This window comes from Hyphomonas neptunium ATCC 15444 (assembly GCF_000013025.1).
GTDB lineage: Bacteria > Pseudomonadota > Alphaproteobacteria > Caulobacterales > Hyphomonadaceae > Hyphomonas > Hyphomonas neptunia.
On record NC_008358.1, the window covers coordinates 2,984,071 to 3,007,756 of the forward strand.

The 23,686-nt window shown below is 61.2% G+C and carries 36 protein-coding genes; 2 read left to right on the top strand and 34 right to left on the bottom strand.

Annotated elements, in window-relative coordinates; translation table 11 throughout:
- Positions 1 to 258 precede the first annotated feature (258 nt).
- Positions 259 to 624, bottom strand: coding sequence for a VOC family protein (locus HNE_RS13950; RefSeq protein ID WP_011647794.1), 366 nt, complete (start codon positions 622 to 624; stop codon positions 259 to 261).
- Positions 625 to 768: 144 nt separating this feature from the next.
- On the opposite strand from HNE_RS13950, the gene HNE_RS13955 reads away from it, so the two are divergent.
- Both HNE_RS13955 and HNE_RS13960 read left to right on the top strand, forming a co-directional pair.
- On the top strand, positions 769 to 1,689 hold the full coding sequence (locus tag HNE_RS13955; protein WP_011647795.1) for an SDR family NAD(P)-dependent oxidoreductase: 921 nt from the start codon (positions 769 to 771) through the stop codon (positions 1,687 to 1,689).
- Positions 1,690 to 1,755: 66 nt separating this feature from the next.
- On the top strand, positions 1,756 to 2,130 hold the full coding sequence (locus HNE_RS13960) for a Kazal-type serine protease inhibitor family protein (RefSeq protein WP_011647796.1): 375 nt from the start codon (positions 1,756 to 1,758) through the stop codon (positions 2,128 to 2,130).
- A gap of 15 nt (positions 2,131 to 2,145) precedes the next feature.
- Here the strand turns inward: HNE_RS13960 and HNE_RS13965 are convergent, their stop codons facing one another.
- The 33 genes from HNE_RS13965 to fusA all read right to left on the bottom strand — a co-directional run bounded on the left by HNE_RS13965 (position 2,146) and on the right by fusA (position 23,678).
- Positions 2,146 to 2,373: a hypothetical protein gene (locus HNE_RS13965; protein WP_011647797.1), complete on the bottom strand. Its 228-nt coding sequence runs from the start codon at positions 2,371 to 2,373 to the stop codon at positions 2,146 to 2,148.
- 15 nt (positions 2,374 to 2,388) lie between these two features.
- A complete protein-coding gene (locus HNE_RS13970; RefSeq protein ID WP_011647798.1) occupies positions 2,389 to 2,985 on the bottom strand; it encodes an HD domain-containing protein in 597 nt (198 codons plus the stop codon).
- A 101-nt stretch (positions 2,986 to 3,086) separates the two neighbouring features.
- Positions 3,087 to 4,151, bottom strand: a complete 1,065-nt coding sequence (locus HNE_RS13975) for a hypothetical protein (RefSeq protein WP_011647799.1) — start codon at positions 4,149 to 4,151, stop codon at positions 3,087 to 3,089.
- A gap of 331 nt (positions 4,152 to 4,482) precedes the next feature.
- Positions 4,483 to 5,856, bottom strand: a complete 1,374-nt coding sequence (locus HNE_RS13980) for a Ser/Thr protein phosphatase (RefSeq protein WP_011647800.1) — start codon at positions 5,854 to 5,856, stop codon at positions 4,483 to 4,485.
- A gap of 176 nt (positions 5,857 to 6,032) precedes the next feature.
- Positions 6,033 to 6,455: a 50S ribosomal protein L17 gene (gene rplQ, locus HNE_RS13985; protein ID WP_011647801.1), complete on the bottom strand. Its 423-nt coding sequence runs from the start codon at positions 6,453 to 6,455 to the stop codon at positions 6,033 to 6,035.
- Between the two features lie 44 nt (positions 6,456 to 6,499).
- Complete coding sequence (locus tag HNE_RS13990; RefSeq protein ID WP_035592773.1) at positions 6,500 to 7,519, bottom strand: DNA-directed RNA polymerase subunit alpha; 1,020 nt, start codon at positions 7,517 to 7,519, stop codon at positions 6,500 to 6,502.
- Positions 7,520 to 7,583: 64 nt separating this feature from the next.
- Positions 7,584 to 7,973, bottom strand: a complete 390-nt coding sequence (gene rpsK / locus HNE_RS13995; RefSeq protein WP_011647803.1) for a 30S ribosomal protein S11 — start codon at positions 7,971 to 7,973, stop codon at positions 7,584 to 7,586.
- 13 nt (positions 7,974 to 7,986) lie between these two features.
- Positions 7,987 to 8,355 carry a 30S ribosomal protein S13 gene (gene rpsM / locus HNE_RS14000; RefSeq protein ID WP_011647804.1) on the bottom strand — a complete coding sequence of 123 codons (369 nt, stop codon included), beginning with the start codon at positions 8,353 to 8,355 and terminating at the stop codon, positions 7,987 to 7,989.
- Positions 8,356 to 8,503: 148 nt separating this feature from the next.
- Entirely contained in the window at positions 8,504 to 9,073 is a 570-nt protein-coding gene (locus HNE_RS14005) for an adenylate kinase (protein WP_011647805.1), read from the bottom strand.
- A complete protein-coding gene (gene secY, locus HNE_RS14010; RefSeq protein WP_011647806.1) occupies positions 9,070 to 10,425 on the bottom strand; it encodes a preprotein translocase subunit SecY in 1,356 nt (451 codons plus the stop codon). Before secY ends, HNE_RS14005 begins: the two co-directional genes overlap by 4 nt.
- Before the next feature lie 89 nt (positions 10,426 to 10,514).
- Positions 10,515 to 10,994 carry a 50S ribosomal protein L15 gene (rplO, locus tag HNE_RS14015; RefSeq protein WP_011647807.1) on the bottom strand — a complete coding sequence of 160 codons (480 nt, stop codon included), beginning with the start codon at positions 10,992 to 10,994 and terminating at the stop codon, positions 10,515 to 10,517.
- A gap of 52 nt (positions 10,995 to 11,046) precedes the next feature.
- Positions 11,047 to 11,232, bottom strand: coding sequence for a 50S ribosomal protein L30 (gene rpmD / locus HNE_RS14020; protein ID WP_011647808.1), 186 nt, complete (start codon positions 11,230 to 11,232; stop codon positions 11,047 to 11,049).
- 12 nt (positions 11,233 to 11,244) lie between these two features.
- Positions 11,245 to 11,847, bottom strand: a complete 603-nt coding sequence (rpsE, locus tag HNE_RS14025; protein WP_011647809.1) for a 30S ribosomal protein S5 — start codon at positions 11,845 to 11,847, stop codon at positions 11,245 to 11,247.
- A 13-nt stretch (positions 11,848 to 11,860) separates the two neighbouring features.
- A complete protein-coding gene (gene rplR / locus HNE_RS14030) occupies positions 11,861 to 12,223 on the bottom strand; it encodes a 50S ribosomal protein L18 (protein WP_011647810.1) in 363 nt (120 codons plus the stop codon).
- A 4-nt stretch (positions 12,224 to 12,227) separates the two neighbouring features.
- On the bottom strand, positions 12,228 to 12,839 hold the full coding sequence (rplF, locus tag HNE_RS14035; protein ID WP_011647811.1) for a 50S ribosomal protein L6: 612 nt from the start codon (positions 12,837 to 12,839) through the stop codon (positions 12,228 to 12,230).
- Between the two features lie 12 nt (positions 12,840 to 12,851).
- Positions 12,852 to 13,247 carry a 30S ribosomal protein S8 gene (gene rpsH / locus HNE_RS14040; RefSeq protein WP_011647812.1) on the bottom strand — a complete coding sequence of 132 codons (396 nt, stop codon included), beginning with the start codon at positions 13,245 to 13,247 and terminating at the stop codon, positions 12,852 to 12,854.
- A 16-nt stretch (positions 13,248 to 13,263) separates the two neighbouring features.
- A complete protein-coding gene (gene rpsN, locus HNE_RS14045; protein ID WP_011647813.1) occupies positions 13,264 to 13,569 on the bottom strand; it encodes a 30S ribosomal protein S14 in 306 nt (101 codons plus the stop codon).
- A gap of 19 nt (positions 13,570 to 13,588) precedes the next feature.
- Positions 13,589 to 14,143 carry a 50S ribosomal protein L5 gene (gene rplE, locus HNE_RS14050; RefSeq protein WP_011647814.1) on the bottom strand — a complete coding sequence of 185 codons (555 nt, stop codon included), beginning with the start codon at positions 14,141 to 14,143 and terminating at the stop codon, positions 13,589 to 13,591.
- Entirely contained in the window at positions 14,136 to 14,453 is a 318-nt protein-coding gene (gene rplX / locus HNE_RS14055; RefSeq protein WP_011647815.1) for a 50S ribosomal protein L24, read from the bottom strand. Before rplX ends, rplE begins: the two co-directional genes overlap by 8 nt.
- A gap of 2 nt (positions 14,454 to 14,455) precedes the next feature.
- The gene (gene rplN / locus HNE_RS14060) at positions 14,456 to 14,824 is read right to left on the bottom strand and encodes a 50S ribosomal protein L14 (RefSeq protein WP_011647816.1); all 369 of its coding nucleotides are present in this window, start codon (positions 14,822 to 14,824) and stop codon (positions 14,456 to 14,458) included.
- The gene (gene rpsQ, locus HNE_RS14065) at positions 14,821 to 15,066 is read right to left on the bottom strand and encodes a 30S ribosomal protein S17 (protein ID WP_011647817.1); all 246 of its coding nucleotides are present in this window, start codon (positions 15,064 to 15,066) and stop codon (positions 14,821 to 14,823) included. The genes rplN and rpsQ overlap by 4 nt, the downstream gene beginning before the upstream one ends.
- An 11-nt stretch (positions 15,067 to 15,077) precedes the next feature.
- A complete protein-coding gene (gene rpmC / locus HNE_RS14070; RefSeq protein ID WP_011647818.1) occupies positions 15,078 to 15,275 on the bottom strand; it encodes a 50S ribosomal protein L29 in 198 nt (65 codons plus the stop codon).
- A 2-nt stretch (positions 15,276 to 15,277) separates the two neighbouring features.
- Complete coding sequence (gene rplP, locus HNE_RS14075) at positions 15,278 to 15,694, bottom strand: 50S ribosomal protein L16 (protein WP_011647819.1); 417 nt, start codon at positions 15,692 to 15,694, stop codon at positions 15,278 to 15,280.
- A gap of 3 nt (positions 15,695 to 15,697) precedes the next feature.
- Positions 15,698 to 16,435, bottom strand: coding sequence for a 30S ribosomal protein S3 (gene rpsC, locus HNE_RS14080; RefSeq protein ID WP_011647820.1), 738 nt, complete (start codon positions 16,433 to 16,435; stop codon positions 15,698 to 15,700).
- Complete coding sequence (gene rplV, locus HNE_RS14085) at positions 16,435 to 16,824, bottom strand: 50S ribosomal protein L22 (protein WP_011647821.1); 390 nt, start codon at positions 16,822 to 16,824, stop codon at positions 16,435 to 16,437. Before rplV ends, rpsC begins: the two co-directional genes overlap by 1 nt.
- Before the next feature lie 2 nt (positions 16,825 to 16,826).
- Positions 16,827 to 17,105, bottom strand: coding sequence for a 30S ribosomal protein S19 (gene rpsS, locus HNE_RS14090; RefSeq protein WP_011647822.1), 279 nt, complete (start codon positions 17,103 to 17,105; stop codon positions 16,827 to 16,829).
- Between the two features lie 18 nt (positions 17,106 to 17,123).
- On the bottom strand, positions 17,124 to 17,954 hold the full coding sequence (rplB, locus tag HNE_RS14095; protein WP_011647823.1) for a 50S ribosomal protein L2: 831 nt from the start codon (positions 17,952 to 17,954) through the stop codon (positions 17,124 to 17,126).
- Between the two features lie 18 nt (positions 17,955 to 17,972).
- The gene (locus tag HNE_RS14100; protein WP_011647824.1) at positions 17,973 to 18,272 is read right to left on the bottom strand and encodes a 50S ribosomal protein L23; all 300 of its coding nucleotides are present in this window, start codon (positions 18,270 to 18,272) and stop codon (positions 17,973 to 17,975) included.
- Positions 18,272 to 18,916: a 50S ribosomal protein L4 gene (gene rplD / locus HNE_RS14105; RefSeq protein WP_011647825.1), complete on the bottom strand. Its 645-nt coding sequence runs from the start codon at positions 18,914 to 18,916 to the stop codon at positions 18,272 to 18,274. Before rplD ends, HNE_RS14100 begins: the two co-directional genes overlap by 1 nt.
- Positions 18,916 to 19,674, bottom strand: a complete 759-nt coding sequence (rplC, locus tag HNE_RS14110) for a 50S ribosomal protein L3 (RefSeq protein ID WP_011647826.1) — start codon at positions 19,672 to 19,674, stop codon at positions 18,916 to 18,918. Before rplC ends, rplD begins: the two co-directional genes overlap by 1 nt.
- The gene (gene rpsJ, locus HNE_RS14115) at positions 19,674 to 19,994 is read right to left on the bottom strand and encodes a 30S ribosomal protein S10 (RefSeq protein WP_011647827.1); all 321 of its coding nucleotides are present in this window, start codon (positions 19,992 to 19,994) and stop codon (positions 19,674 to 19,676) included. Before rpsJ ends, rplC begins: the two co-directional genes overlap by 1 nt.
- Before the next feature lie 333 nt (positions 19,995 to 20,327).
- Positions 20,328 to 21,518, bottom strand: a complete 1,191-nt coding sequence (gene tuf, locus HNE_RS14120) for an elongation factor Tu (protein ID WP_011647828.1) — start codon at positions 21,516 to 21,518, stop codon at positions 20,328 to 20,330.
- Between the two features lie 36 nt (positions 21,519 to 21,554).
- Positions 21,555 to 23,678, bottom strand: a complete 2,124-nt coding sequence (fusA, locus tag HNE_RS14125) for an elongation factor G (RefSeq protein WP_011647829.1) — start codon at positions 23,676 to 23,678, stop codon at positions 21,555 to 21,557.
- Positions 23,679 to 23,686 lie beyond the last annotated feature (8 nt).

The following is a 23,686-nucleotide window of genomic DNA, read 5'->3' on the forward strand; positions in this document are numbered from 1 at the left end:
ATGCAGTGGCACGATCTCCAAGCTGAGTATGATTTGAACATTAGGGACGACGGAGACGCGTGGATAGCGTTTCAATCTCCCAAGGAGCGCCAAGACGTCCGAGGGGGCGGAGGTCTCACAATGCGGATTAGCAAGTGTGACGGCGCCATTTCTTCGATGCATTGGCAGCGGTGACGTCTGCCTTCGGCGATTAGTTGCCATACAAAAAGCCCCCGGCCGCATGACCGGGGGCTTTCTTGTTGCAGTCCTGAGAGAGGCTCAGCCGACTTTGCAGACGCAGATCTTGTTGCCGTCGGGGTCGCGGAAGTAAGCGCCGTAGAAGGTGGGCATCCGGTTGCCGGGCTCGCCTTCGCAGGCGGCGCCGAGTTCGCGGGCCTTGGCGTAGACGCGGTCGACGGTTTCCTTGTCGGCCACGGCGATGGCGGGCATCACGCCGTTACCGGCAGTCGCGGTGCCCTCATAGGGCGCGCCGATGGCGAACATCGGCTGGCCAGGGGCGACGCCGTAGAATTGCAGGCGGTCATTGGCGAAGAAGCGCTTGGCGCCCATTTCGCCGAGCACGGCGTCATAAAAGGCGAAGGCCTTTTCCTTGTCATTGGTTCCGAGGGTCAGGTAAGCGAGCATGGTATCCTCCCTATTCGCGCCGCGTCAGCAATCATGCCGCAGCCCCTGCGGCAAGGGGTGACGCAGCGGAGATGCTTGACGTTGACGTGAACGTCTGGTGTGACACCGGCCAAACCTAGGACCACCGTTTACAGGGAGATACCCATGTCCGAGATCCGTTTTGACGACCGCGTCGCCATTGTCACCGGCGCTGGCGGCGGCCTTGGCCGCGCTCACGCGCTTGAACTTGCCCGCCGCGGCGCAAAAATCGTGGTAAACGACCTGGGCGGCTCGCGCGATGGCTCGGGCGGCAGCTCGGACGCGGCGCAGGCCGTTGTGAAGGAAATCGAAGCCCTCGGCGGCCAGGCCATCGCAAATGGCTCGTCGGTTTCGGACGTTGACGGCGTGAAGCGCATGATCGACGACACGATGGCCAAATGGGGCCGGATCGACATCCTCATCGCGAATGCCGGCATCCTGCGGGACCGCTCCTTCTCCAAAATGAGCGTTGAAGACATCGACCTCGTTCTGGCAGTTCACCTGCGCGGCTCCTTCCTGCCGATCCACGCGGCCTGGGACATCATGAAGGCCCAGAATTACGGCCGTATCGTCGTGACCACCTCCTCGACCGGTCTCTATGGCAACTTTGGCCAGGCCAATTATGGCGCCGCAAAGCTCGGCGTGGTCGGCATGATGAACACCCTGAAAATCGAAGGCGCGAAGAACGACATCAAGATCAACGCCGTCTGCCCGATTGCGGCGACGCGGATGACCGAGGACATCATGTCCGAGCAGATGCTCGACGCGCTGAAGCCGGAATATGTGACGCCGGGCGTGCTCAACCTCGTGAAGGAAGATGCCCCGACCGGCATGATCCTCTCGGCCGGCGCAGGCGCCTTCTCGATGGCGCGGATCGTGGAAACGGCCGGCGTGTTCGTGGGCCAGGGCGAGGCGCTGACGGTGGAAGCCGTTGCCGCCAAATGGGACCAGATCACCGACGTGAACACCACGCGTCCGGCGTTCAAATCCGGCGGCGAGCATGGCCAGAACATCTTCGCTTCGGTGGCGGCTGCCGCTGCGAAGTAAGCCGCAAGGCTTGCCAAAACGGGCTTAAAAGGCGCAAGGCTGGACTCTGGAAACGGAGTTTCAGCCATGCGCCTTTTTCTTTTTGCGGTTTCGTTTGTTCTGTTGGCCGGATGCGCGGCGACAGCGCCTGCAGCTGAGCCTGAGGCGGTGGAGGAAGCTGCGCCGGCGCCGGTGAGCCGGCCTCTGGCGGATGCGGGCGGAATGTGCGGCGGGATTGCGGGCATCGAGTGCGCGCAGGGGCTCACCTGCTATTATGATGACGGGGCATGCCGCACGATTGCCGACGCGGCGGGCATTTGCCTCAGCGCGCCGCAGATGTGTACGTATGAATATGCGCCAGTCTGCGGCTGTGATGGCGAGACTTATGGCAACAAGTGCGCCGCCCAGGCTGCAGGCGTGAGCGTCGATACGCCGGGCGAGTGCGCGCCGATTGCGGACTGATCGGCAGTAGGCGGATCAGGTGTCGTGGCGCTTGTTTCCGGCGCCGGCGTCTTCCAGCTCATCTTCCGGCGCGGGCGTGACCGGCGGGCGGCTGTCATCGTCAAGGCCGATGCGGCCCGTGGGAATGACCGGGCCGTCATCCTCCCCGTCGCGCCGCCAGTCGCCTGGTGGGCGCCGGCCTCGCCAGGTGAAGAAATAGAGGACGGCCAGGATGAGCGCGACAAGTACGAGAAGCTTCAGCATGACCGCCCGCTGATCCTATTCTTCAGTCTTGCGAAGATACATCGAGTTCTTCGGACGCGAGAAGACGCGCTCGACCATCGGCACGAAGAAGTCCAGCTGTTCGCTCTGGTATTCCGGATCGAAGGCGGACTGGTCGTAGAGGTGGCAGAACTGGGCGGTGTATTCGAAATACGGATGATCGCGGAACTGGTCGCGCATGTTCCGGTCGAGGCCCAGATGGTGGAAGAAATAATAGCCCTGGAACATGCCGTGATTTGCGACCATCCAGTGGTTCTGTTCTGATACGAAGGGCTTGAGGATCGCGGCGGCGACGTCCGGGTGGTTCATGCTGCCGAGGGTGTCGCCGATGTCGTGCAGCAGGGCGCAGACGACATATTCCTCGTCGCGGCCATCGCGGTGGGCGCGGGTGGCGGTTTGCAGCGAATGGGTCAGCCGGTCGACCGGGAAACCGCCGAAATCACCGTCCAGCAATTTCAGATGGTCGATGACGCGCTGGGCAAGACCGCGGTTGAAGTGTTTGGAATGCTCCGCGATGATGTCCCAATCTTCCTTGGAGCCTTCCAGCATTTCGCGGAATTTCGCTCTTGATTCAATGTCTTGTCCGTCGGCCATGATGTTTCCTCCTTGTTCCCTGACAGGAGACTAACCCGGATCGGGGCGGCTGCAAAGCAAGGGCGCCCGAGCCGTTCCTGGCCGGGGCGCCCTTGCCCGCATCAGTCCCACAGACAGCCGAGGCCGAGCTGTTCCCGCCAGGTGGGCGCGCTAGCTGGCGCGCGGCCGGCGGGATCTTCATGCACCCAGTCTTGCAGGCGCCGGTAGAGCGCCGACCAGGCCTCTCCGGTGCGCACCCCGGCGGCGCGGACGGCGGCGGCAACTTCCATCAATGCCGCGTCGGACAGATCGGCATTGTCCCGGCCGCGGGCTTCGGCGAGGCGCCAGCCTGCCGCGTCCCGCCGCAGCGCAATCGCGGCGGGTCCGCCTTCCCCCCGCCAGACCCAGACCGTCATATTGCCTGCGGCAAGATCTGCCGCATAGTCGCGCAGGCAGTTACGGAATTCGAGCGCTGTTTTCGACAGCATCTCGAAACGCCGTACCGGGACGAAGGGCGCAGGCAGATCCGGCGGGGTCAGCACCGTCGCGAACTCGAGCGGTTGGACGACCTGAACGGCGGTTTCGAACAGCGCCGCCCAGGTTTTCGCCCGGCCGAAACGCTGCGCGATGTCGCCGGCGGCGGCCTCACCCCGCACGCGCAGGGCCATGGCAAACGCCGCCGCAAGATCTGCCGCAGCCGCACGCTCCGTTCCCAGAAGGCTGACCACATTTGCCTGACGCAGCCGGATCGGCAGCAGGCTGATGATGGCGAGCACGCCGGGGTGAAGCGCTGGCATGTGGCGGATGAGCTGGCGCGCGGCCTCTTCCCGGAAGAGATCAGTGAAGACGCGGTACGCCTCCCCCGGCCACAGGATTTCACCCATGCGGCCGAGCGCTTTCATCACGCCGCCGGGCGGATGATCGCCGAGGATTTCTGCGGCCAGCTCCCCATCCCGCGCGCGGGCGGCGAGCCATTGCAGACGCTGCGCGCTGTACCCGCCCCGCAGGGCGAGGAGGATGGCGGCGTGACGGCGCGCGGCCGGCAGCAGGAGGAAATCCTCATGCGGCGCGGGCCAGATGCGGGCCATGGCATCAGCGTGTGCCCCGGCAAGGAATGCCATGAGGGGCGTGACCGGCTGCGCCCGGCCATCAGCCAGGAACACCTGCAGGGTCATGGGCGTGCCCATGATCCACCTCCTTCTGAATATGCCGTAGGCGCACCTTTGGCGCGCCGGGCAAGGGTCAGATCAACTCATGCGAGGTCAGTCAGCCACCGGCAAACGCGCGGGGGCTGCGGACAGCGCTCCCCGGCAAGGCGAGGAGCAGGTATGGGTTTCAATACGCTGCTTCATCTGTGTTTCCAGTTTCATGCGCCTTTTGAAATTCATCCCGTTACGGACTTCTTTTCAGGCGGCGAGGTGGGCGTAATGTCAGGGTTGCGGCACTCTGTCAATTCCAAAATCAAAAAAGGCTCCAGGCGGGGTGCCCGGAGCCTTTCGTGTTTTTTGAGGAGGTGGGCTAGTTTGCGATCTTTGCGGCGGCGTCAAACCGTGCACGGAAGTCTTCCAGATCAAGCACATAATCGTCGGCGTCGTGGAATTCTTCGTCGGTCATCTGGGGCTGTTCGCCGGGCTTGTACCAGGCGGCATACTCGGCCGCTTCGCGGCTGAGCTCAGCATAATGGGTCGAATAGGTTTCGACCTTGAGGACGGGGGTGTCTGCGCCGAAATCAAAGGTCATCAGACGCATCCAGCCATCGCCGATGCCGACGGGCCAGTCGGATTTGAAGCCGGTGGCTTTCAGGGTCTGGTTGCGGTCCTGATAGTCGGCCAGCACCTGCCAGACCTTATTGCCATTGGCGTTTTCATCGACGCGCCAGGCCTGGCCATGCTGGTGGCCGCAGAGGACGAGGAATATCTGGTCGTGCTGGCTGATCAGTTTTTCCCAGACCATTTCGGGCGTGTTGTGGATGGGATCGACCGCATTGCCATCGATGATGGCGTTGGGCACGCGCTTGCCTTCCTTGCTGAGATAATCATGCGTCGAGATGATGGTCGGCAGGCCCTTGTTCGCCTCAATGACGGAGGCGGCCCAGGCGAGCGTGTCGTTGGGCGGATCGAACTGAAGGCCGATATGCAGGAAGCGGTATCCGCCGGCCTCGAAGATCTGGGCGCTGTCGGCGCCGCCATCATGGGAGGCGATATACCAGGGCTGGTCCTTGAAGAAGGCCGTATCGGCGCCGAAGACAGAGCGGAAATTGTCGAGGCCACCGGGATGCAGCACGCCAAGGGAGGTGAGGTCGTTGGGGTCGACTTCAGCCGGCGTCATGGCGCGGGGCGGGAACTGGGAGTCCGACCACATCGCGTCATAGTCGTGATTGCCGGGCACAACGGAGAACGGCGTCTTGCCGGCGATGAGGGAGAAGCCTTCGTGCGCCATGGGCATCTCGACGGTTTTCACTTTCTCGGTGGGCGCAAAGTGCGCGTCGAGGATGGGATTGGCCACCTTGCGGAAGCCGCGGGCGGCGTGTTCGGCGTCTATCTCCAGCGTCTGGTGCTGCCAGACATCGCCCAGGGAGGTGACGAAGGCGATCTCGCCGCCTTCGCTTTCGAGGTTCTCGGCGATGTAGGCCATCTGCTCGAGGAAGAGCTCGCTGGCATCGAAGGGGAAGCCCTCGGCGGTCTGGTGGGTGAAATCGAGATAGTTCTGCGTGTCGGGGATGACGGCGATGGTGAAGGCGGTATCGGCGGGCGTTTGCTCAGCGGTGGCGGCGGGCGCCAGCTGGGTGGCGGGCGCATCAGCCGGCACGTTCGTGCAGGCGGCCATGGCGGCCAGAGCGGCGAGCATGGCCGATGCCATGAAGGGCCGCGCGGATAGGAATGGATGTTTCATGAGGCTGTCTCCCGGATTCGCCACCAGTCTTGAAAGACCGCCTAGCGGCATTGGGTGACAGTTTTTAGGGCCAGCGCCGCCCTGCCCTCCGCGACACCCGCGCGCCAAAGCAAAACGCCCCGAAGCGGGTGCTTCAGGGCGTCTTGAACTTTGTCAGCTTTTGGCTGGCCGGGACCTTATCCTTCGGCAGCTTCCAGCTCAGCGGCGTGGCGGGCTTTATCAGCGGCGCCTTTTGCCGATTCGTCACGGTCCACGAGTTCGAGGACAGCAATCGGCGCGTTGTCGCCAGGACGGAAGCCGGCTTTCACAACGCGGGTGTAGCCACCGTTGCGGTCTTTGTAGCGGTCGCCGAAGACGTCGAACAGCTTGCGGACAGCCGTTTCATTGCGGACCTGCGAGAGGGCCGCGCGGCGGGCCGCAAGATCGCCCTTCTTTGCCAGGCTGACGAGTTTATCCATCAGCGGGGCCATTTCCTTGGCCTTCGGCAGAGTGGTGACGATCTGTTCGTGCTCAATCAGGCTGGCAGCCATGTTGGCGAACATCGCCTTGCGGTGCGAGGCCGTTCTGTTGAGCTTGCGGTGGGCAATCTGGTGGCGCATGGCTTCGTTCCTTCCGAGGGGGTCAGGCCCCGGTCATTTCTGGGCTAGATGTGATCGTCGTATTTCTTGGCGAGACCTTCGATGTCCTCAGGTGGCCAGTCTGGCACTTCCATGCCGAGATGCAGGCCCATACCGGCGAGAACTTCCTTGATCTCATTGAGCGACTTGCGGCCGAAGTTCGGCGTGCGGAGCATTTCCGCCTCGGACTTCTGGATCAGGTCACCGATGTAAACGATGTTATCGTTCTTGAGGCAGTTGGCCGAGCGAACGGAGAGTTCGAGCTCGTCGACTTTCTTGAGGAGAACCGGGTTGAAGCCCAGATCCGTCTCGTCTGCCGCGCCGCCTGTTTCGAGGGTGGGCTCTTCGAAGTTGATGAAGAGCTGGAGCTGGTCCTGGAGGATGCGGGCAGCGTAAGCCACCGAATCTTCCGGCGACAGCGAGCCATCGGTTTCGATGTCGAGGGTCAGCTTGTCATAGTCGAGGACGGTGCCCTCACGGGTGTCTTCGACCTGGTAGCCAACGCGGCGGACCGGCGAATAGATCGCGTCAATCGGAATGTAGCCGATAGGGGCGTCTTCGGGACGGTGCGCTTCAGCAGCGACATAGCCCTTGCCGGTGGCAACGGTGAATTCCATGCGGACTTCCGAACCGCCGTCCAGCGTGCAGATCACGAGGTCGGGGTTGAGGATTTTCACGTCGCCGGGGGTTTCGATCTGACCGGCTTTGACTTCGCCCGGACCCTTGGCGCGCAGAACCATGCGCTTGGGCGTGTCGGACTCCATGAAGATCGCGACCTGCTTGAGGTTCAGAACGATCGTCGTGACGTCTTCACGCACGCCGGGGATGGCGGAGAATTCGTGGACAACGCCGTCGATCTGGACGCCGATGATGGCAGCGCCTTGCAGCGACGACAGAAGAACGCGGCGCAGGGCATTGCCGAGCGTCGTGCCGTAGCCGCGCTCCAGAGGCTCGACCACGAGCTTTGCTTTGCGCTTCGCGTCGTATCCGGCCTGCACAACAGGACGGTTAGGACGGATCAGCACTTTCCAGTTACGGTCGTTCACAGTGGTCATTCAGATTTCCTCGAAAAGGACAGCAGCGCCGAGAGGCGCTGCCGGAGAGTATTCGTTAGACGCGGCGGCGCTTGGGCGGACGGCATCCGTTATGCGGGATCGGCGTCGTGTCGTTGATCGCCGTCACGGTAAGGCCAGCGGCCTGGAGGGCGCGCAGGGCACTCTCACGGCCCGAACCGGGACCGCGAACACGCACTTCAACCGTCTGCAGGCCGTGCTCTTTCGCCTTCTTGGCAGCGTCTTCAGCAGCCATCTGAGCGGCGTAAGGCGTCGACTTGCGCGAGCCTTTGAAGTTCATCACGCCCGACGACGACCAGGAAATGGTGTTGCCCTGTGCGTCGGTGATGGTGACCATCGTGTTGTTGAAGCTCGAGTTCACATGAACAATACCAGAGGTAATGTTCTTGCGTTCGCGGCGGCGGATACGGGTAGCTTCGCGGGCCATGGGGCGTCAGATCCTATTTCTTCTTGCCGGCGATCGGCTTCGCAGGGCCCTTGCGGGTCCGTGCGTTCGTGTGAGTACGCTGACCGCGCACCGGAAGTTTCTTGCGGTGACGCAGGCCACGATAGCAGCCAAGGTCCATCAGACGCTTGATGTTCATCGAAGTGTCGCGGCGAAGGTCGCCTTCGACCATGTAACCGGCATCGATGGCTTCGCGGATCTTGATGACCTCAGCGTCCGTCAGCTGGTTCACGCGGCGCGACGGCTCAACGCCAACTTTCTCGCAAATTTCTTTGGAGAAAGACGGGCCAATGCCGTGAATGTAGCGCAACGCAATTTCGACGCGCTTGTTAGTCGGAATGTTGACGCCTGCAATACGGGCCAAGGCCGTTTCTCCTCAAGCGGATAATAAAACATGAAATGCGCGCCAAGCGGGAAGAATACCCGTCGCGCGCACCGGCGGTTAAGCCTGAAGCTAAGTTTTGAGGCTTATAGCCACGGTTTTCTCCCCGTCAACAGCAGAACTGCGCCGTTCACGCGGATTGTTTCAGGGCCGCATCGATTTCTGCGGAGACGGCCTCAATTGAGCCCATTCCGTCGATCTCGACCAGCACACCCCGCTCCGCGTACATAGGTACGAGGGGCGCGGTATCTTCGTAGTAACGCTCCAGACGGCGCGAGAAGGTGGCCGGATTGTCATCCGCCCTTCCCTGCTCCTCAAAGCGCTTGGTAACCCGCTCAAGCAGGCGTGTGTCGTCCACAATCATGCGGATGACCAGATCGACCTTCGATTCCCGCGATTCCAGCAGGCTGTCGAGCGCCTCGGCCTGGCCGATGGTGCGGGGGAAGCCATCAAAGATGAACCCCGGCGCACCAGCCTGAACCGTCAATTGTTCCTCGATCAGCGCAATCACGATCTCATCGGAGACCAGACCGCCCTCATCCATGATCTTCGCCACCCGCTGGCCGAGTTCGGACCCGGACGCCCTGGCGGCGCGGAGCATGTCGCCGGTGGAAAGTTGCACAAAGCCACGCTGCTCAACGAGTCGCTTGGCCTGCGTGCCCTTGCCCGCAGCCGGCGGACCAAACAGTATCAGGTTCACTTCTTCTTGCCCCCGAGTTTCGACTTCTTGATCATCCCCTCATACTGGTGGGCGATCAGGTGTGACTGGATCTGCGTGACAGTGTCCATAGTCACCGAAACAACAATGAGCAGAGACGTGCCCCCAATGTAAAACGGAATTTGAGGGAAATATCGCCGCAGGAGCTCAGGCAGGATGCAGATGAAGACCAGGTAGAGGGCACCAATGGTAGTCAGGCGGGTCAGCACATAGTCGATATAGGCGGCCGTATTGGAGCCCGGACGGATGCCCGGAATGAAGCCGCCATACTTGCGCAGATTGTCCGCCGTTTCCTGCGGATTGAACATGATCGACGTGTAGAAGAAGGCAAAGAACGCCACCAGCACGGCGTAGGTCACGATGTAGGTCCACGAGCCCGGCGCGAAGTTGGTCGCCAGCCAGCCCAGAACGCCCGTCATGCCGGTCGCTTCGGTATCGGCGGCATTGCCACCCAGGAAGCCAACGGCCGTCAGCGGGAGCATCAGGAGCGCTGTCGCGAAGATCGCCGGGATAACGCCCGAGGTGTTGATCTTCAGCGGCAGGAAGCTTTTCTGGCCCTGGGCAAAGCCCTGCGCCTGCTGGCGCTTGGGATAGTGGATGATCAGGCGACGCTGCGAGCGCTCGATAAACACGATGAACACGACCAGCGCGATCACCATCACCACGATGGCCAGGATGAAGCCGATGTCCACCGAGGTGGTGCGGGCCTGGGCAACCAGGTTGAAGATGGCGCGAGGCATTTCGGCAATAATGCCGGCAAAGATGATCAGCGAGATGCCGTTACCGATACCGCGGGCGGTGATCTGCTCACCCATCCACATCAGCAGCATAGTGCCGCCGGTCAGCGTGACGACGCCGGTGAGGATGAAGAACCAGGACGAGATGCCTTCAAGCCGCACGGCAACAAGGCCGCCAGCGATGGCAAAGGCCTGAACCAGGGCGAAGCCGAGGGTCAGATAGCGCGTATACTGGTTGATCTGCTTGCGGCCCGCCTCCCCTTCTTTCTTGAGCTTCTCAAGCGAAGGCGAAACGGAGGTCATCATCTGGATGATGATTGACGCCGTGATGTAGGGCATGACGTTCAGCGCGAACACGCCCATCCGCTCGACAGCGCCGCCGGCGAACATGTTCATCGAGCCGAGAATGCCGCTCGACTGGCTTTCGAACAACGCTGCGTATTGCGAGGGGTCCAGGCCGGGGATCGGGATGAACGTCCCTAGCCGGTAGAGAACCAGAATACCGAGCGTGAAAAGGATACGCGCCTGAAGGTCTTTGGCTTTCGCAAAGGTCGCAAAGTTGAGGTTGCGAGCCATTTGTTCCGCAGCATTCGCCATCGGCCGCACGAGCCTCCCTGAAAAGCGTTCGCCGCCAAGATCGGCGGCGACACAGGATTTGTGAAGAGGGGTTTAGCAAGAACCCCTGATTATTCCTCAGCAGCGTCTTTCGGAGCGCCCGTGACGGTGACCGATCCGCCAGCCTTTTCAACGGCTTCCACGGCAGCTTTCGAGGCGCCGGTAACCGTGATGGTCAGCTTCTGGGGGGCGTCGCCCTTGGCCAGCAGACGGATGCCGTCACGCGCCTTGCGCACCACACCGGCCGCAACCAGCGATTCTTCGGTGACGTTGGACGCGTCCAGCGTGCCCGCTTCGATCGCCTTGGCGATACGTCCCAGATTGACCCAGGACATGTTCTTGGAGCCCGGCGAGGTGAAGCCGCGCTTTGGCAGACGCATGTAGATCGGCATCTGACCGCCTTCGAAGCCGTTCACCGCAACGCCCGAACGTGCGTTCTGGCCTTTCACGCCGCGACCGGCCGTCTTGCCCTTGCCCGACCCAACGCCGCGGCCAACGCGCATGCGCTTCTTGGTGGAGCCATCGGCGGGGGAAAGTTCATTGAGTTTCATGGCAGTAGCTTTCGAGTATGCGGAGGAAAGAAGCCGGCGGGCTGAAACAGCCTTATTCGCCGACCACTTCCACGAGATGGGAGACCTTGCGGATCATGCCGCGCACAGCCGGAGTGTCTTCCAGCTCGCTGGTGCGGCCAATCTTGTTCAGGCCTAGACCTTGCAGGGTCTGGCGCTGTTCCGGTTTGCGCCCGATCGGGCTGCCAACCTGGCGGACGGTGACTTTCTTCTGGGACATAGAGGTCTCCTATCAGTTCACCGAGTCGGCCATGCCGGCTTCGGAAGCGCCATCGGTGCGGCGGCCAACGATGTCCTGGACCTTGAGGCCACGCTTGGAGGCAACCGTACGCGGGTTGGCCTGACCTTTCAGGGCATCAAAGGTGGCACGCACCATGTTGTAAGGGTTCGACGAGCCGAGCGACTTGCCGACGACATCCTGGACGCCGAGCACTTCCATGACGGCGCGCATCGGACCACCGGCGATCACGCCAGTACCGGGAGGGGCCGCGCGGAGCACGACCTTGCCAGCGCCGTGACGGCCATTGCCATCATGGTGCAGGGTCCGGCCCTCGCGGAGCGGAATGCGGACCAGGTTGCGCTTGGCTTCCTCGGTTGCCTTGCGGATGGCTTCAGGAACCTCACGGGCCTTGCCCTTGCCGAAGCCGGCACGGCCCTTCTGGTCACCGACAACCACAAGCGCAGCAAAACCGAAGTTCTTGCCGCCCTTCACTGTCTTCGCGACGCGGTTGATACCAACCAGCTTGTCGACGAGTTCAGAGGATTCGTCGTCCCGATCGCGCGGATTCTCGCGATCACGGCGGCGGCCTCTTTTCTCACCTCTTTCCTCAGCCATCAGGCAAACTCCTTCAGAATTTCAGGCCGCCCTCGCGGGCAGCATCTGCCAAGGCTTTCACCCGGCCGTGGAACATGTAGCCGCCGCGGTCAAAGACAACATCCTCGACGCCGGCCTTCTTCGCGCGTTCGGCAATTGCCTTACCCACGAGAGCCGCTGCCTCGACGTTGCCGCTGCTTTTCGCGCTGGCAATAACTTCCTTCTCGAGCGTCGAAGCCGAGGCGAGCGTGATGCCCTTCTCGTCGTCGATGATCTGCACCGAGATGTTCTTGTGGCTGCGCGATACCGAAAGGCGCGGACGGCCTTCGGCGACCCGGCGGAGCTTGGTGCGCACGCGCTGGGCGCGGCGTTGCAACTTTTCGCGTGACGTCTTCATGGCGTTACTTCTTCTTGCCTTCCTTGCGACGGACATATTCGCCCTGGAGGCGGATACCCTTGCCTTTGTACGGCTCCGGCGGACGGAACTTCTTGATCTCGGCGGCGACCTGGCCAACGGCCTGCTTGTCAGCACCCGAAATGATGATTTCGGTCGGCTTGGGCGCTTCGATCTTGATGCCTTGCGGCGCTTTGTAGATCACGTCGTGCGAATAGCCGAGCGCCAGCTTCAGGTCGACGCCCTGCATCTGGGCGCGGTAACCGACGCCGACGAGTTCGAGCGTCTTGGAGTAACCCTTCGTGACACCTTCCACCATATTGGCGGCACGGGCACGGGCGGTTCCCCACTGGGTACGCGCGTCCTGCGAGAGCGACTGGGCGAACGTCGGAGGACGCTTGCCTTTTGCCGTCTCGGCTTCGATGACGTCGTTCGCTGCCTGGATCAGGTCAGCGCGCGGATTAACCGACAGCTCGTTATTGTCGAACTTCGGCGTGATGACTTCCGGAAGCACGAGCTCAAGCTCGCCCTTCGGACCTTTGACCTTGATCGTCTGGCCGGCGACGGTGACAGTAGCACCGGCCGGGACGGGGATCGCAAGCTTACCAATACGGGACATGGAACCTGCCTCCTAGAATACGCGGCACAGAACTTCGCCGCCGACATTCTTGGCGCGCGCAGCATTGTCCGACATCACACCCTGAGACGTAGACAGGATGGAAATGCCGAGGCCGTTACGCACCAGCGGAATGTCCGAGACGGACGAATAGACCCGGCGGCCAGGCTTCGAGACACGTTTGATCTCGGAGATGACCGGCTGGCCCTCATAATATTTGAGTTCGATTTCGAGGGTCTTGTGACCGCTCTTTTCGATCTCGGCGTAGCCACGGATATATCCCTCGTCCGTAAGGACATCGAGAACACGCGCGCGCAGTTTGGATGCCGGCGACGTCGTTTTCGACATGCCCCGCATCTGCGCATTGCGAATCCGGGTGAGCATATCGCCGAGGGGATCGGAAATGTTCATGGGCTTCCCTCCTCTCTTACCAGCTGGACTTTACAAGGCCGGGGACCTGACCGCGTGAGCCATACTCACGCAGCGCGATACGCGACATTTTGAGTTTACGATAGAATGCACGCGGACGGCCGGTGATCTCGCAACGGTTGCGAACACGGTTCGGCGCCGAGTTACGCGGCAGCTCAGCAAGCTTGAGGCGCGCCTTGAAGCGCTCCTCGAGCGACAGATTTTCGTCCATCGCCGCCGCCTTGAGCTGGGCGCGCTTGGCCGCATAGCGGGCAGCCAGAGCTTTCCGCCGGTTGTTCTTCTCGATTGCGCTCTTCTTTGCCATATCAGCAGATCTCCTGGCGCTAGTTCCGGAACGGGAAGCCGCACTCAGCGAGGAGTGCTTTGGCTTCTTCCGTCGTTTCAGCGGTGGTGCACACGATGATATCCATGCCGCGCACCTCTTCAACTTCATCATAGTTGATCTCAGGGAACACGATGTGCTCCTTGATACCCATGGCGTAGTTGCCCTGGCCGTCGAAGCTCTTGCCGTTCAGACCACGGAAGTCTTTCACGCGCGGGAGAGCGATCGTCGTGAGACGGTCGAGGAACTCATACATCTGGTCGCGGCGAAGGGTGACCTTCGCGCCGATCAGCATGCCTTCGCGAACCTTGAAGCCGGCAATCGACTTGCGGGCCTTGGTTGCGACCGGCTTCTGACCTGCGATGCGCTCCAGCTCAGCGAGGGCCGCCTTGATCTTCTTGGAGTCGTTGACGGCTTCGCCAACACCCATGTTGATCACGACCTTGTCGAGCTTGGGAACCTTCATCGGGTTCGAATAGTTGAACTGCTCTTGCAGTTTCGTCCGGATTTCTTCCCGGTACTTCCGCTTGAGGCGGGGTTCATATGCCTCAGACATCGATCGATTCCCCTGAGCGTTTAGCAAAGCGCGTCTTGCGGCCATGCTGGTCAATCTTGAAGCCGACGCGGACTGCCTTGCCATCGCGCGGATCAGCAATTGCCACGTTGGAAACATGGACCGGCGCCTCGAAGGACTTGAGGCCGCCTGGATCCGTCTGGCTTGGTTTCTGGTGACGCTTCACCATGTTCACGCCGCGCACGACAACCCGGCTCTCGTCGGGGATCACCTTCAGGACTTCGCCCTTGGTGCCTTTGTCTTTGCCAGCGATCATGATGACCGTGTCGCCTTTTTTGATCTTCGCAGCCATGACTACAGGACCTCCGGCGCCATGTTAGCGATCTTGACCTGGTTCTTGGCGCGAAGCTCGCGCGGAACCGGACCAAAAACGCGCGTGCCAATTGGCTCGCCATTGTTGTTGATCAGAACGGCAGCATTGCTGTCGAAGCGGATGGTCGACCCATCAGCGCGGTTGATGTCCTTGGCGACGCGAACGACGACGGCCTTGCGGACATCCCCCTTCTTCACGCGGCCGGTCGGAATCGCTTCCTTGATCGACACGACGATAATGTCTCCCACCGAGGCGTAACGACGGCCAGCGCCACCGAGCACCTTGATGCACATCACGCGGCGCGCGCCAGAGTTATCGGCGACCCGCAGGTGGCTTTGCATCTGGATCATGCTTCAGTCCCTTCCTCGGCTACGACTTCCCAGCGCTTAAGCTTGGACTTCGGTGCGCATTCGCGGATCGCAATAGTCTGACCTTCGACCGCGACGTTGTTCTCGTCGTGTGCGTGGTACTTGTTCGTTTTCCGGACGATCTTCTTCAGCATCGGGTGCGTGAAGGTACGTTCGACACGGACAATGGCGGTCTTGTCCTGCTTCGCGGAGACAACAACGCCTTTCATAATACGTTTTGGCATGCTTGGTCTCCTTACTTGCCTGCCTGGGATTTCTCGCGAAGGATCGTTTTGACCCTTGCGATATCGCGACGAACCTCGGTAACGCGGCCCGTCTTCTCCAGCTGGCCCGTAGCTGCCTGGAAGCGCAGATTGAACTGTTCTTTCTTGAGCTTCACCAGCTCATCGCTGAGCTGATCGACGCTCTTGGATCTTACATCGGCGGCCTTCATGATCAGATCCCCTCGATACGCTTGACGACTTTGGTCTTGATCGGAAGTTTCGCCGCGCCCAGGGCAAGTGCCTGGCGGGCGATGTCTTCCGGGACACCGTCGATTTCAAACAGGATGCGGCCTGGCGCAACACGGGCGACCCAACGGTCAACCCCGCCCTTGCCTTTACCCATGCGGACTTCGATTGGCTTCGCCGTAACCGGAACATCCGGGAACACACGAATCCAGACTTTGCCCTGACGCTTCATCTCACGCGTGATGGCACGGCGAGTGGCTTCGATCTGGCGCGCGGTGACGCGCTCCGGCTCGAGAGCCTTGAGGCCAAACTGGCCGAACGACAGCGTGAAGCCGCCTTTCGACTGTCCGTTGATCTGGCCCTTGAAGGCCTTACGGAACTTGGTGCGTTTCGGTTGCAGCATCGATTAAGCTCCTGCAGCCTGGGCGCCCGATGCCGGGCCGCGTTGGTTGGTATTGGCGCGAGCGCGCGACTGGCCGGACGTTTCAAGACGCTTGTCCTGAGCCATCGGGTCATGTTCCAGGATCTCACCTTTGTAGACCCAGACCTTGACGCCGATGATGCCGTAGGTGGTGGTCGCTTCGGCCGTACCGTAGTCGATGTCGGCGCGCAGCGTGTGCAGCGGAACCGAACCTTCGGCATACTTTTCAGTACGGGCGATTTCCGCGCCGCCGAGACGGCCGGAGACAACCACTTTCACACCCTCTGCGCCGAGGCGCATGGCGGACTGGATCGAACGCTTCATGGCGCGGCGGAACGAAGCCCGGCGCTCAAGCTGACGTGCGATGTCGTCTGCGATCAGGGTGGCATCGATTTCCGGCTTGCGGATCTCGACCAGGTTCACGCGGACTTCGTCCGAGGTCATCTTGGCGAGCTCTTTGCGGAGCACTTCGATGTCCCCGCCCTTCTTGCCGATCACGAGACCCGGACGTGCCGTGTGGATCGTGATGAGGCATTTCTTGTGCGGGCGCTCGATGATGATCTTGGAAATGCCAGCCTGCTTCAACTTCTCGCGGATCGCTTTGCGAATCGAGATGTCTTCGTGCAGGAGGCGGCCAAAGTCGGCGCTGTCAGCATACCAACGGCTATCAGCCGTCCGGTTGATGCCGAGGCGCAGGCCAATCGGATTGACTTTCTGACCCATTATGCGGCCTCCGCAGTCTGGCTGGTGTCACGCAGGACAATGGTGAGTTGCGAGAACGGCTTCACGATGCGGGCAGCGCGGCCACGCGCACGGGCGCGGATGCGCTTCATGACGAGGTTCTTGCCGACATGTGCTTCAGCAACGACCAGGCTGTCGATGTCGAGGCCGTGATTGTTCTCGGCGTTCGCAACGGCGCTCTGAAGGAGCTTGTAGACGTCTTTCGCAGGGCGCTTGGGCGAGAATTTCATCTCGTTGAGCGCGCGCTGGATCGGCATGCCACGGATCTGCTGCGCCAGAAGGTTCAGCTTCTGAGGGCTCGAGCGGTACATGCGCAGCACGGCGCGCGATTCATGCGCTTCCTGCTTGGGAGGATTCTTGGCCTTTGCCATGACTACTTCCTCTTCGCTTTCTTGTCGGCGCCGTGACCGTAATAGGTACGGGTCGGCGCGAACTCGCCGAGCTTGTGACCGACCATCTCGTCAGTCACTGTGACCGGGATGAACTTGTTGCCATTGTGAACCTGAAAGTTCAGGCCGACGAATTGTGGCAGGATCGTCGAACGGCGTGACCACGTTTTGATCACAGCACGCTTTTCCGACGAACGGGCCTCTTCGGCTTTCTTCAGGAGGTAGCCGTCGACAAACGGGCCTTTCCAGACTGAACGGGACATGTCTCTCGGGCTCCCTAATTAGCGTTTAGCGTTACGGCGACGGATGATCAGACGATCCGTAACCTTGTTGTTGCGAGTTTTCGGACCGCGGGTTTTCTTACCCCACGGAGAGACCGGGTGACGGCCGCCCGAAGATTTACCTTCACCACCACCGTGCGGGTGGTCGACCGGGTTCATGACGACACCACGGACCGTCGGGCGCTTGCCCAGGTGACGGTTACGGCCAGCCTTGGAGCTGACTTCGTTCATCTTGTCCGGGTTCGACACAGCACCGATCGTGGCCAGGCAGCTGTCGAGCACCATGCGGAGCTCGCCCGAGGCCAGCTTGATCTGGGCATAACCCGAATCGCGGCCAACCAGCTGAGCATAGGTGCCGGCGGAGCGGACCATCTGCGCGCCCTTCTGGGGCTTCAGCTCGATGTTGTGAATGATCGTACCGACCGGGATGGATTTCAGCGGCAGCGTGTTGCCCGGCTTGATGTCAGCCGTGGCAGACGTGATCACCGTGTCCCCTACTTCAAGGCGCTGTGGCGCGATGATGTAGGAAAGCTCGCCGTCCTGATACTTGATCAGGGCGATGAAAGCCGTGCGGTTTGGATCGTATTCCAGACGCTCGACGGTCGCGGGGATATCCCAGCGCGTGCGCTTGAAATCGACCTGGCGATAAAGGCGCTTAACGCCGCCGCCCTGGTGGCGAACGGTGATACGGCCCTGGTTGTTGCGACCACCCTTGGAGCTGAGCCCCTGGGTAAGCGCCTTAACCGGCTTGCCTTTGTGCAGCGCCGAACGGTCCACCAGCACGAGCTGGCGGCGGCCGGGAGAGGTAGGATTGAATGTCTTCAGTGCCATGAGCTTCGTCCTTCTCCCTTAGAGGCCCGTCGAAATATCGACAGACTGGCCTTCAGCGAGCGTAACAATAGCTTTCTTCACGTCGGAACGGCGGCCCTCAAAGCCACGAAAGCGTTTTGTCTTGCCCTTCTGGGTCAGGGTGTTGACCTTCGTGACGCTCACTTTGAACAGCACTTCAACCGCTTCCTTGATCGCCTTTTTGTCAGCGTCAGGAGCAACTTCGAAGATGATCTTGTTCTGCTCGGCAACAAGCGTCGACTTCTCAGTGATCAGCGGGCGGCGGATCACGTCATAGTGGTGGGGTTTCACTTCGGCCATTATTCAGCCTCCGCTTTGGCGCCATCGAAACGGGCTTTGATACCCTCGGCGGCTTCCTTGGTGATGACGAGCGTGCGGCGGCGCAGGATGTCATAGACGTTCAGGCCGGCAACCGGCAGCACGTCGATGTTCGGGATGTTGCGCGCAGCGCGGGCGAAGTTCTCATTCACTTCCGTGCCCGAGATGATCAGGGCGTTTTCGATGCCGAGATCCTTAAAAGCCTGGATCAGACCCTTGGTCTTGGGCGAGTCGAGCTCGCACGTGTCGATGACCATGATCGAGCTGTCTTTCGCCTTGGAAGACAGCGCGTGGGCCAGAGCCATCTTGCGGATCTTCTTGGGAAGATCGTGGGCATGGCTGCGAACGCGTGGGCCGTGCGCAATACCACCACCGACAAAGATCGGTGCGTTGCGCGAGCCGTGGCGGGCGCCGCCCGAGCCTTTTTGCTTGATCGACTTTTTCGTCGTGCGGTTCACTTCCGAACGCGACTTTGCCTTGTGCGTACCGGCCTGACGGCGGGCGAGCTGCCAACGCACGGTGCGCTGCAGGATGTCGCCACGGATTTCGTCAATGCCGAAAATCGCGTCGTCGAGATCGATATTGCCAGCGGCGTCGCCAGCGAGGGTTTTAACTGCGAGTTCCATTAGCCTTCACCCCCGGCGGAGAGCTTTTCCGGAGCCTTGAAGGAACCAGCAGCAGGCGCATCGGCCGGCAGAGCTTTCTTCACAGCGTCACGGACTTCAACGAATGTGCCGTCATGACCCGGAACCGAGCCTTTGACGAGGATCAGGCCGCGCTCGACGTCCGTGCGAACAACCACGAGATTCTGGGTCGTCACGCGTTCGTCACCGAGGTGACCTGCCATTTTCTTGTTCTTGAACACGCGGCCAGGGTCCTGGTTCATACCAGTCGAACCATGGGCACGGTGAGAGATCGACACACCGTGGGAGGCGCGCAGACCGGAGAAGTTCCAGCGCTTCATGGCGCCGGCAAAACCTTTACCGATCGACATCGCGGACACATCGACCAGCTGGCCTTCGGCGAAATGGTCGGCCTGAACGGTCGAGCCAACTTCCGGAAGGTCGCCGCTGACGCGGAATTCCTTGAGCTTGGCCTTGGGCGCAACGCCGGCTTTGGCGAACTGGCCGCGCAGAGCTTTGGTGGTGTTCTTGGCCTTCTTGTCGCCGGAACCCATGATGACAGCTTTGTAGCCGTCAGTGCGGGTAACCTGGCCGCCCTTCTTGGTGGTGACGGAGCGCTCTTCTTCAGAGCGGACACCGACGACCTGGCAGCCATCAAGGGACAGAACCGTGACGGGCACATGGCGGCCGTCAGCAGCGAAGATGCGTGTCATGCCGACTTTGCGGGCAAGAACGCCAGTACGGGCAGCAGGAAGCGTCATTAGCGGGCCCCCTCGAGCTTGATCTCAATGCCAACACCCGAAGACAGGTCGAGCTTCATCAGCGCGTCAACGGTTTGCGGAGTCGGGTCCACGATGTCGAGAATGCGAGTGTGCGTGCGGATTTCGAACTGCTCACGCGACTTCTTGTCGATGTGGGGCGACCGGTTCACCGTGAAGCGCTCGATACGGGTCGGGAGCGGAACCGGCCCACGAACTTCAGCGCCAGTGCGCTTCGCCGTGTTCACGATTTCCTTGGCCGACATGTCGAGCGCGCGGTGATCAAAGGCCTTCAGCCTGATCCGGATATTTTGTCGTTCCATCGTTTAGGTCCGTCCGCACAAAACACTTTAACCCAAGGCGCGATGGCTCGTCAGCATCGAGCGCCCGGGTGGGGTGTAGATTAATTGTCAGTTTCGAAGGAGCGTTCGCTATGTAAAGCGCAGCCATCCCGGCGAAGTCGCGCTTCTATGCGACACGATCGGGCGCGTCAACAGCTGGTTTAGATGAATCTGCAGGATCAGGCGCCACAAGTGACGCAGGCCAGCCATTCCCCTCCCCCGCGCGGGCGCAGTGGGCGGATATGCCCGCCATAACAGCAAAAAGGCCGCCCTTGAGGGGCGGCCTTTTCGATTCGGACTTCCTGTGAGGGAAGCTTATTTCTTGATTTCGGAGACGACGCCGGCGCCGACGGTGCGGCCGCCTTCGCGGATGGCGAAGCGCAGGCCCTTGTCCATGGCGATCGGGTTGATCAGCTCGACATCCATTTTCACGTTGTCGCCCGGCAGAACCATCTCTTTGTCCTCAGGCAGCTTGACGATGCCTGTGACGTCCGTGGTGCGGAAGTAGAACTGCGGACGGTAGTTGGTGAAGAACGGCGTGTGACGGCCACCCTCTTCCTTCGTCAGGATGTAGGCTTCGGCTTCGAACAGCGTGTGCGGCGTGATCGAGCCCGGCTTGCAGAGAACCTGCCCGCGCTCAACGCCTTCACGGTCAACACCGCGCAGCAGCGCGCCGATGTTGTCGCCAGCCTGGCCCTGGTCGAGCAGCTTGCGGAACATCTCAACGCCCGTGCAGGTCGTCTTCACCGTCGGGCGGATGCCGACGATCTCGATTTCTTCGCCAACCTTGACGATGCCCTGCTCAACCCGGCCGGTCACAACCGTACCGCGGCCCGAGATCGAGAACACGTCTTCAACCGGCATCAGGAACGGCTTGTCCAGCGGACGCTCCGGCGTCGGGATGTACTCGTCCACAGCCTTCATCAGCTCCAGGATACGGTCCTGGCCGATTTCAGGATTGCGGTCTTCAACAGCGGCCAGAGCCGAGCCCTTGATGATCGGAATGTCGTCGCCAGGGAAGTTGTAGGACGAAAGCAGCTCGCGCACTTCCATCTCGACCAGCTCCAGAAGCTCCTCATCGTCGACCATGTCGACCTTGTTGAGGAACACCACCAGCGCCGGCACGCCAACCTGGCGGGCCAGAAGGATGTGCTCACGCGTCTGCGGCATCGGGCCGTCAGCGGCCGAACACACCAGGATCGCGCCGTCCATCTGCGCAGCGCCGGTGATCATGTTCTTCACATAGTCAGCGTGGCCGGGGCAGTCGACGTGGGCATAGTGACGGGCAGGCGTCTCATACTCGACGTGCGCCGTGTTGATCGTGATCCCGCGTGCCTTCTCTTCCGGCGCCGCGTCAATGTCGGCGTAATTCTTCGCCGTCGCGCCACCGGTCTTCGCCAGCGTGATCGTGATCGCCGCTGTCAGCGTCGTCTTGCCGTGGTCAACGTGGCCAATCGTGCCAATGTTTACGTGCGGCTTGTTGCGCTCAAACTTTGCCTTGCCCATCGGGCCTCTCCTCTAGCTCTTATACTTGGGGCCCGATTAGGAGCCCGAGACTTCCTGAATGATCTTCTGTGCTTCAGCGCGCGGAACTTCATCATAGTGATCGAAGAACATGGTGAACTGAGCGCGGCCCTGGGACATACCACGAAGGTTGGACACATAGCCGAACATATTCACCAGCGGCACCATCGCCGTGATGGCCGTGGCAATACCCCGGGCTTCGGAGCCCTGGATCTGGCCGCGGCGGGAGTTCAGGTCGCCAATCACGTCGCCCATATAGTCTTCCGGCGTGACAACTTCCACTTTCATGATCGGCTCCATCAGGCGTGGGTCGCCCTTGCCTTTCAGCTCACGGAATGCACCGCGGGCTGCGATCTCGAAGGCGAGCACGCTGGAGTCGACATCGTGGAAAGCGCCATCCGTCAGCGTCGCGCGGAAATCCGTCACCGGATAGCCTGCAAGCAGACCGTTTTCCTTGGCCATTTCGAGGCCTTTTTGAACGCCTGGGATGTATTCCTTGGGAACCGCGCCGCCAACGATCGCGCTGACGAACTGGAAACCCGAACCCGCTTCCAGCGGTTCGAACGTCAGTTTGATGCGCGCGAACTGGCCGGTGCCGCCCGACTGTTTCTTGTGCGTGTAGTCGATGTCGGCCGCGCGGCCGATCTTCTCACGGTAAGCCACCTGAGGCTGACCGATATTGGCTTCGACTTTGAATTCGCGGCGGAGACGGTCGATCAGAATGTCGAGGTGAAGCTCGCCCATCCCTTTCATGATTGTCTGGCCGGATTCGAAATTGGTCTCGACGCGGAAAGACGGGTCTTCTGCGGCAAGCCGCTGCAGACCGACCGACATCTTCTCCTGGTCAGCCTTGGTTTTCGGCTCGACCGCGATCTCGATCACGGGCTGCGGGAACGTCATCGTTTCGAGAACGACAGGCTGAGCCGGATCGCAGACCGTATCACCGGTCGTTGTTTCCTTGAGGCCCGCCAGCGCCACGATGTCGCCTGCGAAGGCTTCCGTGATTTCGTCCTGCTTGTTGGCGTGCATCATGACCATACGGCCAACACGCTCTTTCTTGCCTTTGGTCGCGTTCAGGAACGCGTCGCCCTTCGACAGCTTGCCCGAATAGATGCGGGTAAACGTGAGCGTGCCCATATAGGGGTCGTTCATGATCTTGAACGCGAGACCGGCAAACGGCTGGCCGTCATCGGCGGAACGCGGAATGTCGCGCGTTTCAGTTTCGTCGCCCGGCTTGAAGCCGAGATAAGCCGGCACATCGAGCGGGCTTGGCAGGTAATCGACGACGCCGTTGAGCATCGGCTGAACGCCCTTGTTCTTGAAGGCCGAACCACACAGGATGGGCACAAACTTCAATGCAAGCGTCCCCTTGCGGATCAGCGCACGAAGCGCCGGGACATCCGGCTCCTTGCCTTCAAGGAACGCCTCCATTGCGGCGTCATCCATTTCGACGGCGAGCTCGACCAGATGCGCACGCATCTCTTCGGCTTTCGCCTTCAGGCTCTCGCGAACAGGACGCAGGACCCAGCTCGCGCCAAGGTCTTCGCCTTCCCAGACCCACTCGGTCATGGTGACGAGGTCGATATGTCCTTCGAGCTCGGTTTCCGAGCCGATCGGCATCTGGATCGGCGCCGGGGTTGCCCCGGTCCGGTCCTTGATCATCGCGACGCAATTGAAGAAATCGGCGCCGGTCTTGTCCATCTTGTTGACGAACACGATGCGCGGAACCTTGTACCGGTCGGCCTGGCGCCAGACGGTTTCGGTCTGCGGCTCAACCCCGGCGTTGCCGTCAAGCAAAACAACAGCGCCATCAAGCACGGCCAGCGAGCGCTCGACTTCAATGGTGAAGTCAACGTGTCCGGGGGTGTCGATGATGTTGAAACGGTATTTCGGCGACAGGGCTGTCGAGCCGTCTTCGGTGCGTTCCCAGAAGGTGGTCGTGGCAGCCGAGGTGATCGTGATGCCCCGCTCCTGCTCCTGCTCCATCCAGTCCATGGTTGCGGCGCCATCGTGCACTTCGCCGATCTTGTGCGACTTGCCCGTGTAATAAAGGACGCGCTCAGTCGTCGTAGTCTTACCGGCATCGATGTGCGCGATGATGCCGAAGTTGCGGTATCGCTCCAGCGGGTATTCGCGGGCCATGAGATCAA

What these genes read in the sequence shown, in the direction of transcription:
- HNE_RS13950 (WP_011647794.1), bottom strand. Translation starts at nt 624, where the DNA reads ATGCTCGCTTACCTGACCCTCGGAACCAATGACAAGGAAAAGGCCTTC.
- HNE_RS13955 (WP_011647795.1), top strand. Translation starts at nt 769, where the DNA reads ATGTCCGAGATCCGTTTTGACGACCGCGTCGCCATTGTCACCGGCGCT.
- HNE_RS13960 (WP_011647796.1), top strand. Translation starts at nt 1,756, where the DNA reads ATGCGCCTTTTTCTTTTTGCGGTTTCGTTTGTTCTGTTGGCCGGATGC.
- HNE_RS13965 (WP_011647797.1), bottom strand. Translation starts at nt 2,373, where the DNA reads ATGCTGAAGCTTCTCGTACTTGTCGCGCTCATCCTGGCCGTCCTCTAT.
- HNE_RS13970 (WP_011647798.1), bottom strand. Translation starts at nt 2,985, where the DNA reads ATGGCCGACGGACAAGACATTGAATCAAGAGCGAAATTCCGCGAAATG.
- HNE_RS13975 (WP_011647799.1), bottom strand. Translation starts at nt 4,151, where the DNA reads ATGGGCACGCCCATGACCCTGCAGGTGTTCCTGGCTGATGGCCGGGCG.
- HNE_RS13980 (WP_011647800.1), bottom strand. Translation starts at nt 5,856, where the DNA reads ATGAAACATCCATTCCTATCCGCGCGGCCCTTCATGGCATCGGCCATG.
- rplQ (WP_011647801.1), bottom strand. Translation starts at nt 6,455, where the DNA reads ATGCGCCACCAGATTGCCCACCGCAAGCTCAACAGAACGGCCTCGCAC.
- rpsK (WP_011647803.1), bottom strand. Translation starts at nt 7,973, where the DNA reads ATGGCCCGCGAAGCTACCCGTATCCGCCGCCGCGAACGCAAGAACATT.
- secY (WP_011647806.1), bottom strand. Translation starts at nt 10,425, where the DNA reads ATGGCGAATGCTGCGGAACAAATGGCTCGCAACCTCAACTTTGCGACC.
- rplO (WP_011647807.1), bottom strand. Translation starts at nt 10,994, where the DNA reads ATGAAACTCAATGAACTTTCCCCCGCCGATGGCTCCACCAAGAAGCGC.
- rpmD (WP_011647808.1), bottom strand. Translation starts at nt 11,232, where the DNA reads ATGTCCCAGAAGAAAGTCACCGTCCGCCAGGTTGGCAGCCCGATCGGG.
- rpsE (WP_011647809.1), bottom strand. Translation starts at nt 11,847, where the DNA reads ATGGCTGAGGAAAGAGGTGAGAAAAGAGGCCGCCGCCGTGATCGCGAG.
- rplR (WP_011647810.1), bottom strand. Translation starts at nt 12,223, where the DNA reads ATGAAGACGTCACGCGAAAAGTTGCAACGCCGCGCCCAGCGCGTGCGC.
- rplF (WP_011647811.1), bottom strand. Translation starts at nt 12,839, where the DNA reads ATGTCCCGTATTGGTAAGCTTGCGATCCCCGTCCCGGCCGGTGCTACT.
- rpsH (WP_011647812.1), bottom strand. Translation starts at nt 13,247, where the DNA reads ATGAACATTTCCGATCCCCTCGGCGATATGCTCACCCGGATTCGCAAT.
- rpsN (WP_011647813.1), bottom strand. Translation starts at nt 13,569, where the DNA reads ATGGCAAAGAAGAGCGCAATCGAGAAGAACAACCGGCGGAAAGCTCTG.
- rplE (WP_011647814.1), bottom strand. Translation starts at nt 14,143, where the DNA reads ATGTCTGAGGCATATGAACCCCGCCTCAAGCGGAAGTACCGGGAAGAA.
- rplX (WP_011647815.1), bottom strand. Translation starts at nt 14,453, where the DNA reads ATGGCTGCGAAGATCAAAAAAGGCGACACGGTCATCATGATCGCTGGC.
- rplN (WP_011647816.1), bottom strand. Translation starts at nt 14,824, where the DNA reads ATGATCCAGATGCAAAGCCACCTGCGGGTCGCCGATAACTCTGGCGCG.
- rpsQ (WP_011647817.1), bottom strand. Translation starts at nt 15,066, where the DNA reads ATGCCAAAACGTATTATGAAAGGCGTTGTTGTCTCCGCGAAGCAGGAC.
- rpmC (WP_011647818.1), bottom strand. Translation starts at nt 15,275, where the DNA reads ATGAAGGCCGCCGATGTAAGATCCAAGAGCGTCGATCAGCTCAGCGAT.
- rplP (WP_011647819.1), bottom strand. Translation starts at nt 15,694, where the DNA reads ATGCTGCAACCGAAACGCACCAAGTTCCGTAAGGCCTTCAAGGGCCAG.
- rpsC (WP_011647820.1), bottom strand. Translation starts at nt 16,435, where the DNA reads ATGGGTCAGAAAGTCAATCCGATTGGCCTGCGCCTCGGCATCAACCGG.
- rplV (WP_011647821.1), bottom strand. Translation starts at nt 16,824, where the DNA reads ATGGCAAAGGCCAAGAATCCTCCCAAGCAGGAAGCGCATGAATCGCGC.
- rpsS (WP_011647822.1), bottom strand. Translation starts at nt 17,105, where the DNA reads ATGTCCCGTTCAGTCTGGAAAGGCCCGTTTGTCGACGGCTACCTCCTG.
- rplB (WP_011647823.1), bottom strand. Translation starts at nt 17,954, where the DNA reads ATGGCACTGAAGACATTCAATCCTACCTCTCCCGGCCGCCGCCAGCTC.
- HNE_RS14100 (WP_011647824.1), bottom strand. Translation starts at nt 18,272, where the DNA reads ATGGCCGAAGTGAAACCCCACCACTATGACGTGATCCGCCGCCCGCTG.
- rplD (WP_011647825.1), bottom strand. Translation starts at nt 18,916, where the DNA reads ATGGAACTCGCAGTTAAAACCCTCGCTGGCGACGCCGCTGGCAATATC.
- rplC (WP_011647826.1), bottom strand. Translation starts at nt 19,674, where the DNA reads ATGACGCTTCCTGCTGCCCGTACTGGCGTTCTTGCCCGCAAAGTCGGC.
- rpsJ (WP_011647827.1), bottom strand. Translation starts at nt 19,994, where the DNA reads ATGGAACGACAAAATATCCGGATCAGGCTGAAGGCCTTTGATCACCGC.
- tuf (WP_011647828.1), bottom strand. Translation starts at nt 21,518, where the DNA reads ATGGGCAAGGCAAAGTTTGAGCGCAACAAGCCGCACGTAAACATTGGC.
- fusA (WP_011647829.1), bottom strand. Translation starts at nt 23,678, where the DNA reads ATGGCCCGCGAATACCCGCTGGAGCGATACCGCAACTTCGGCATCATC.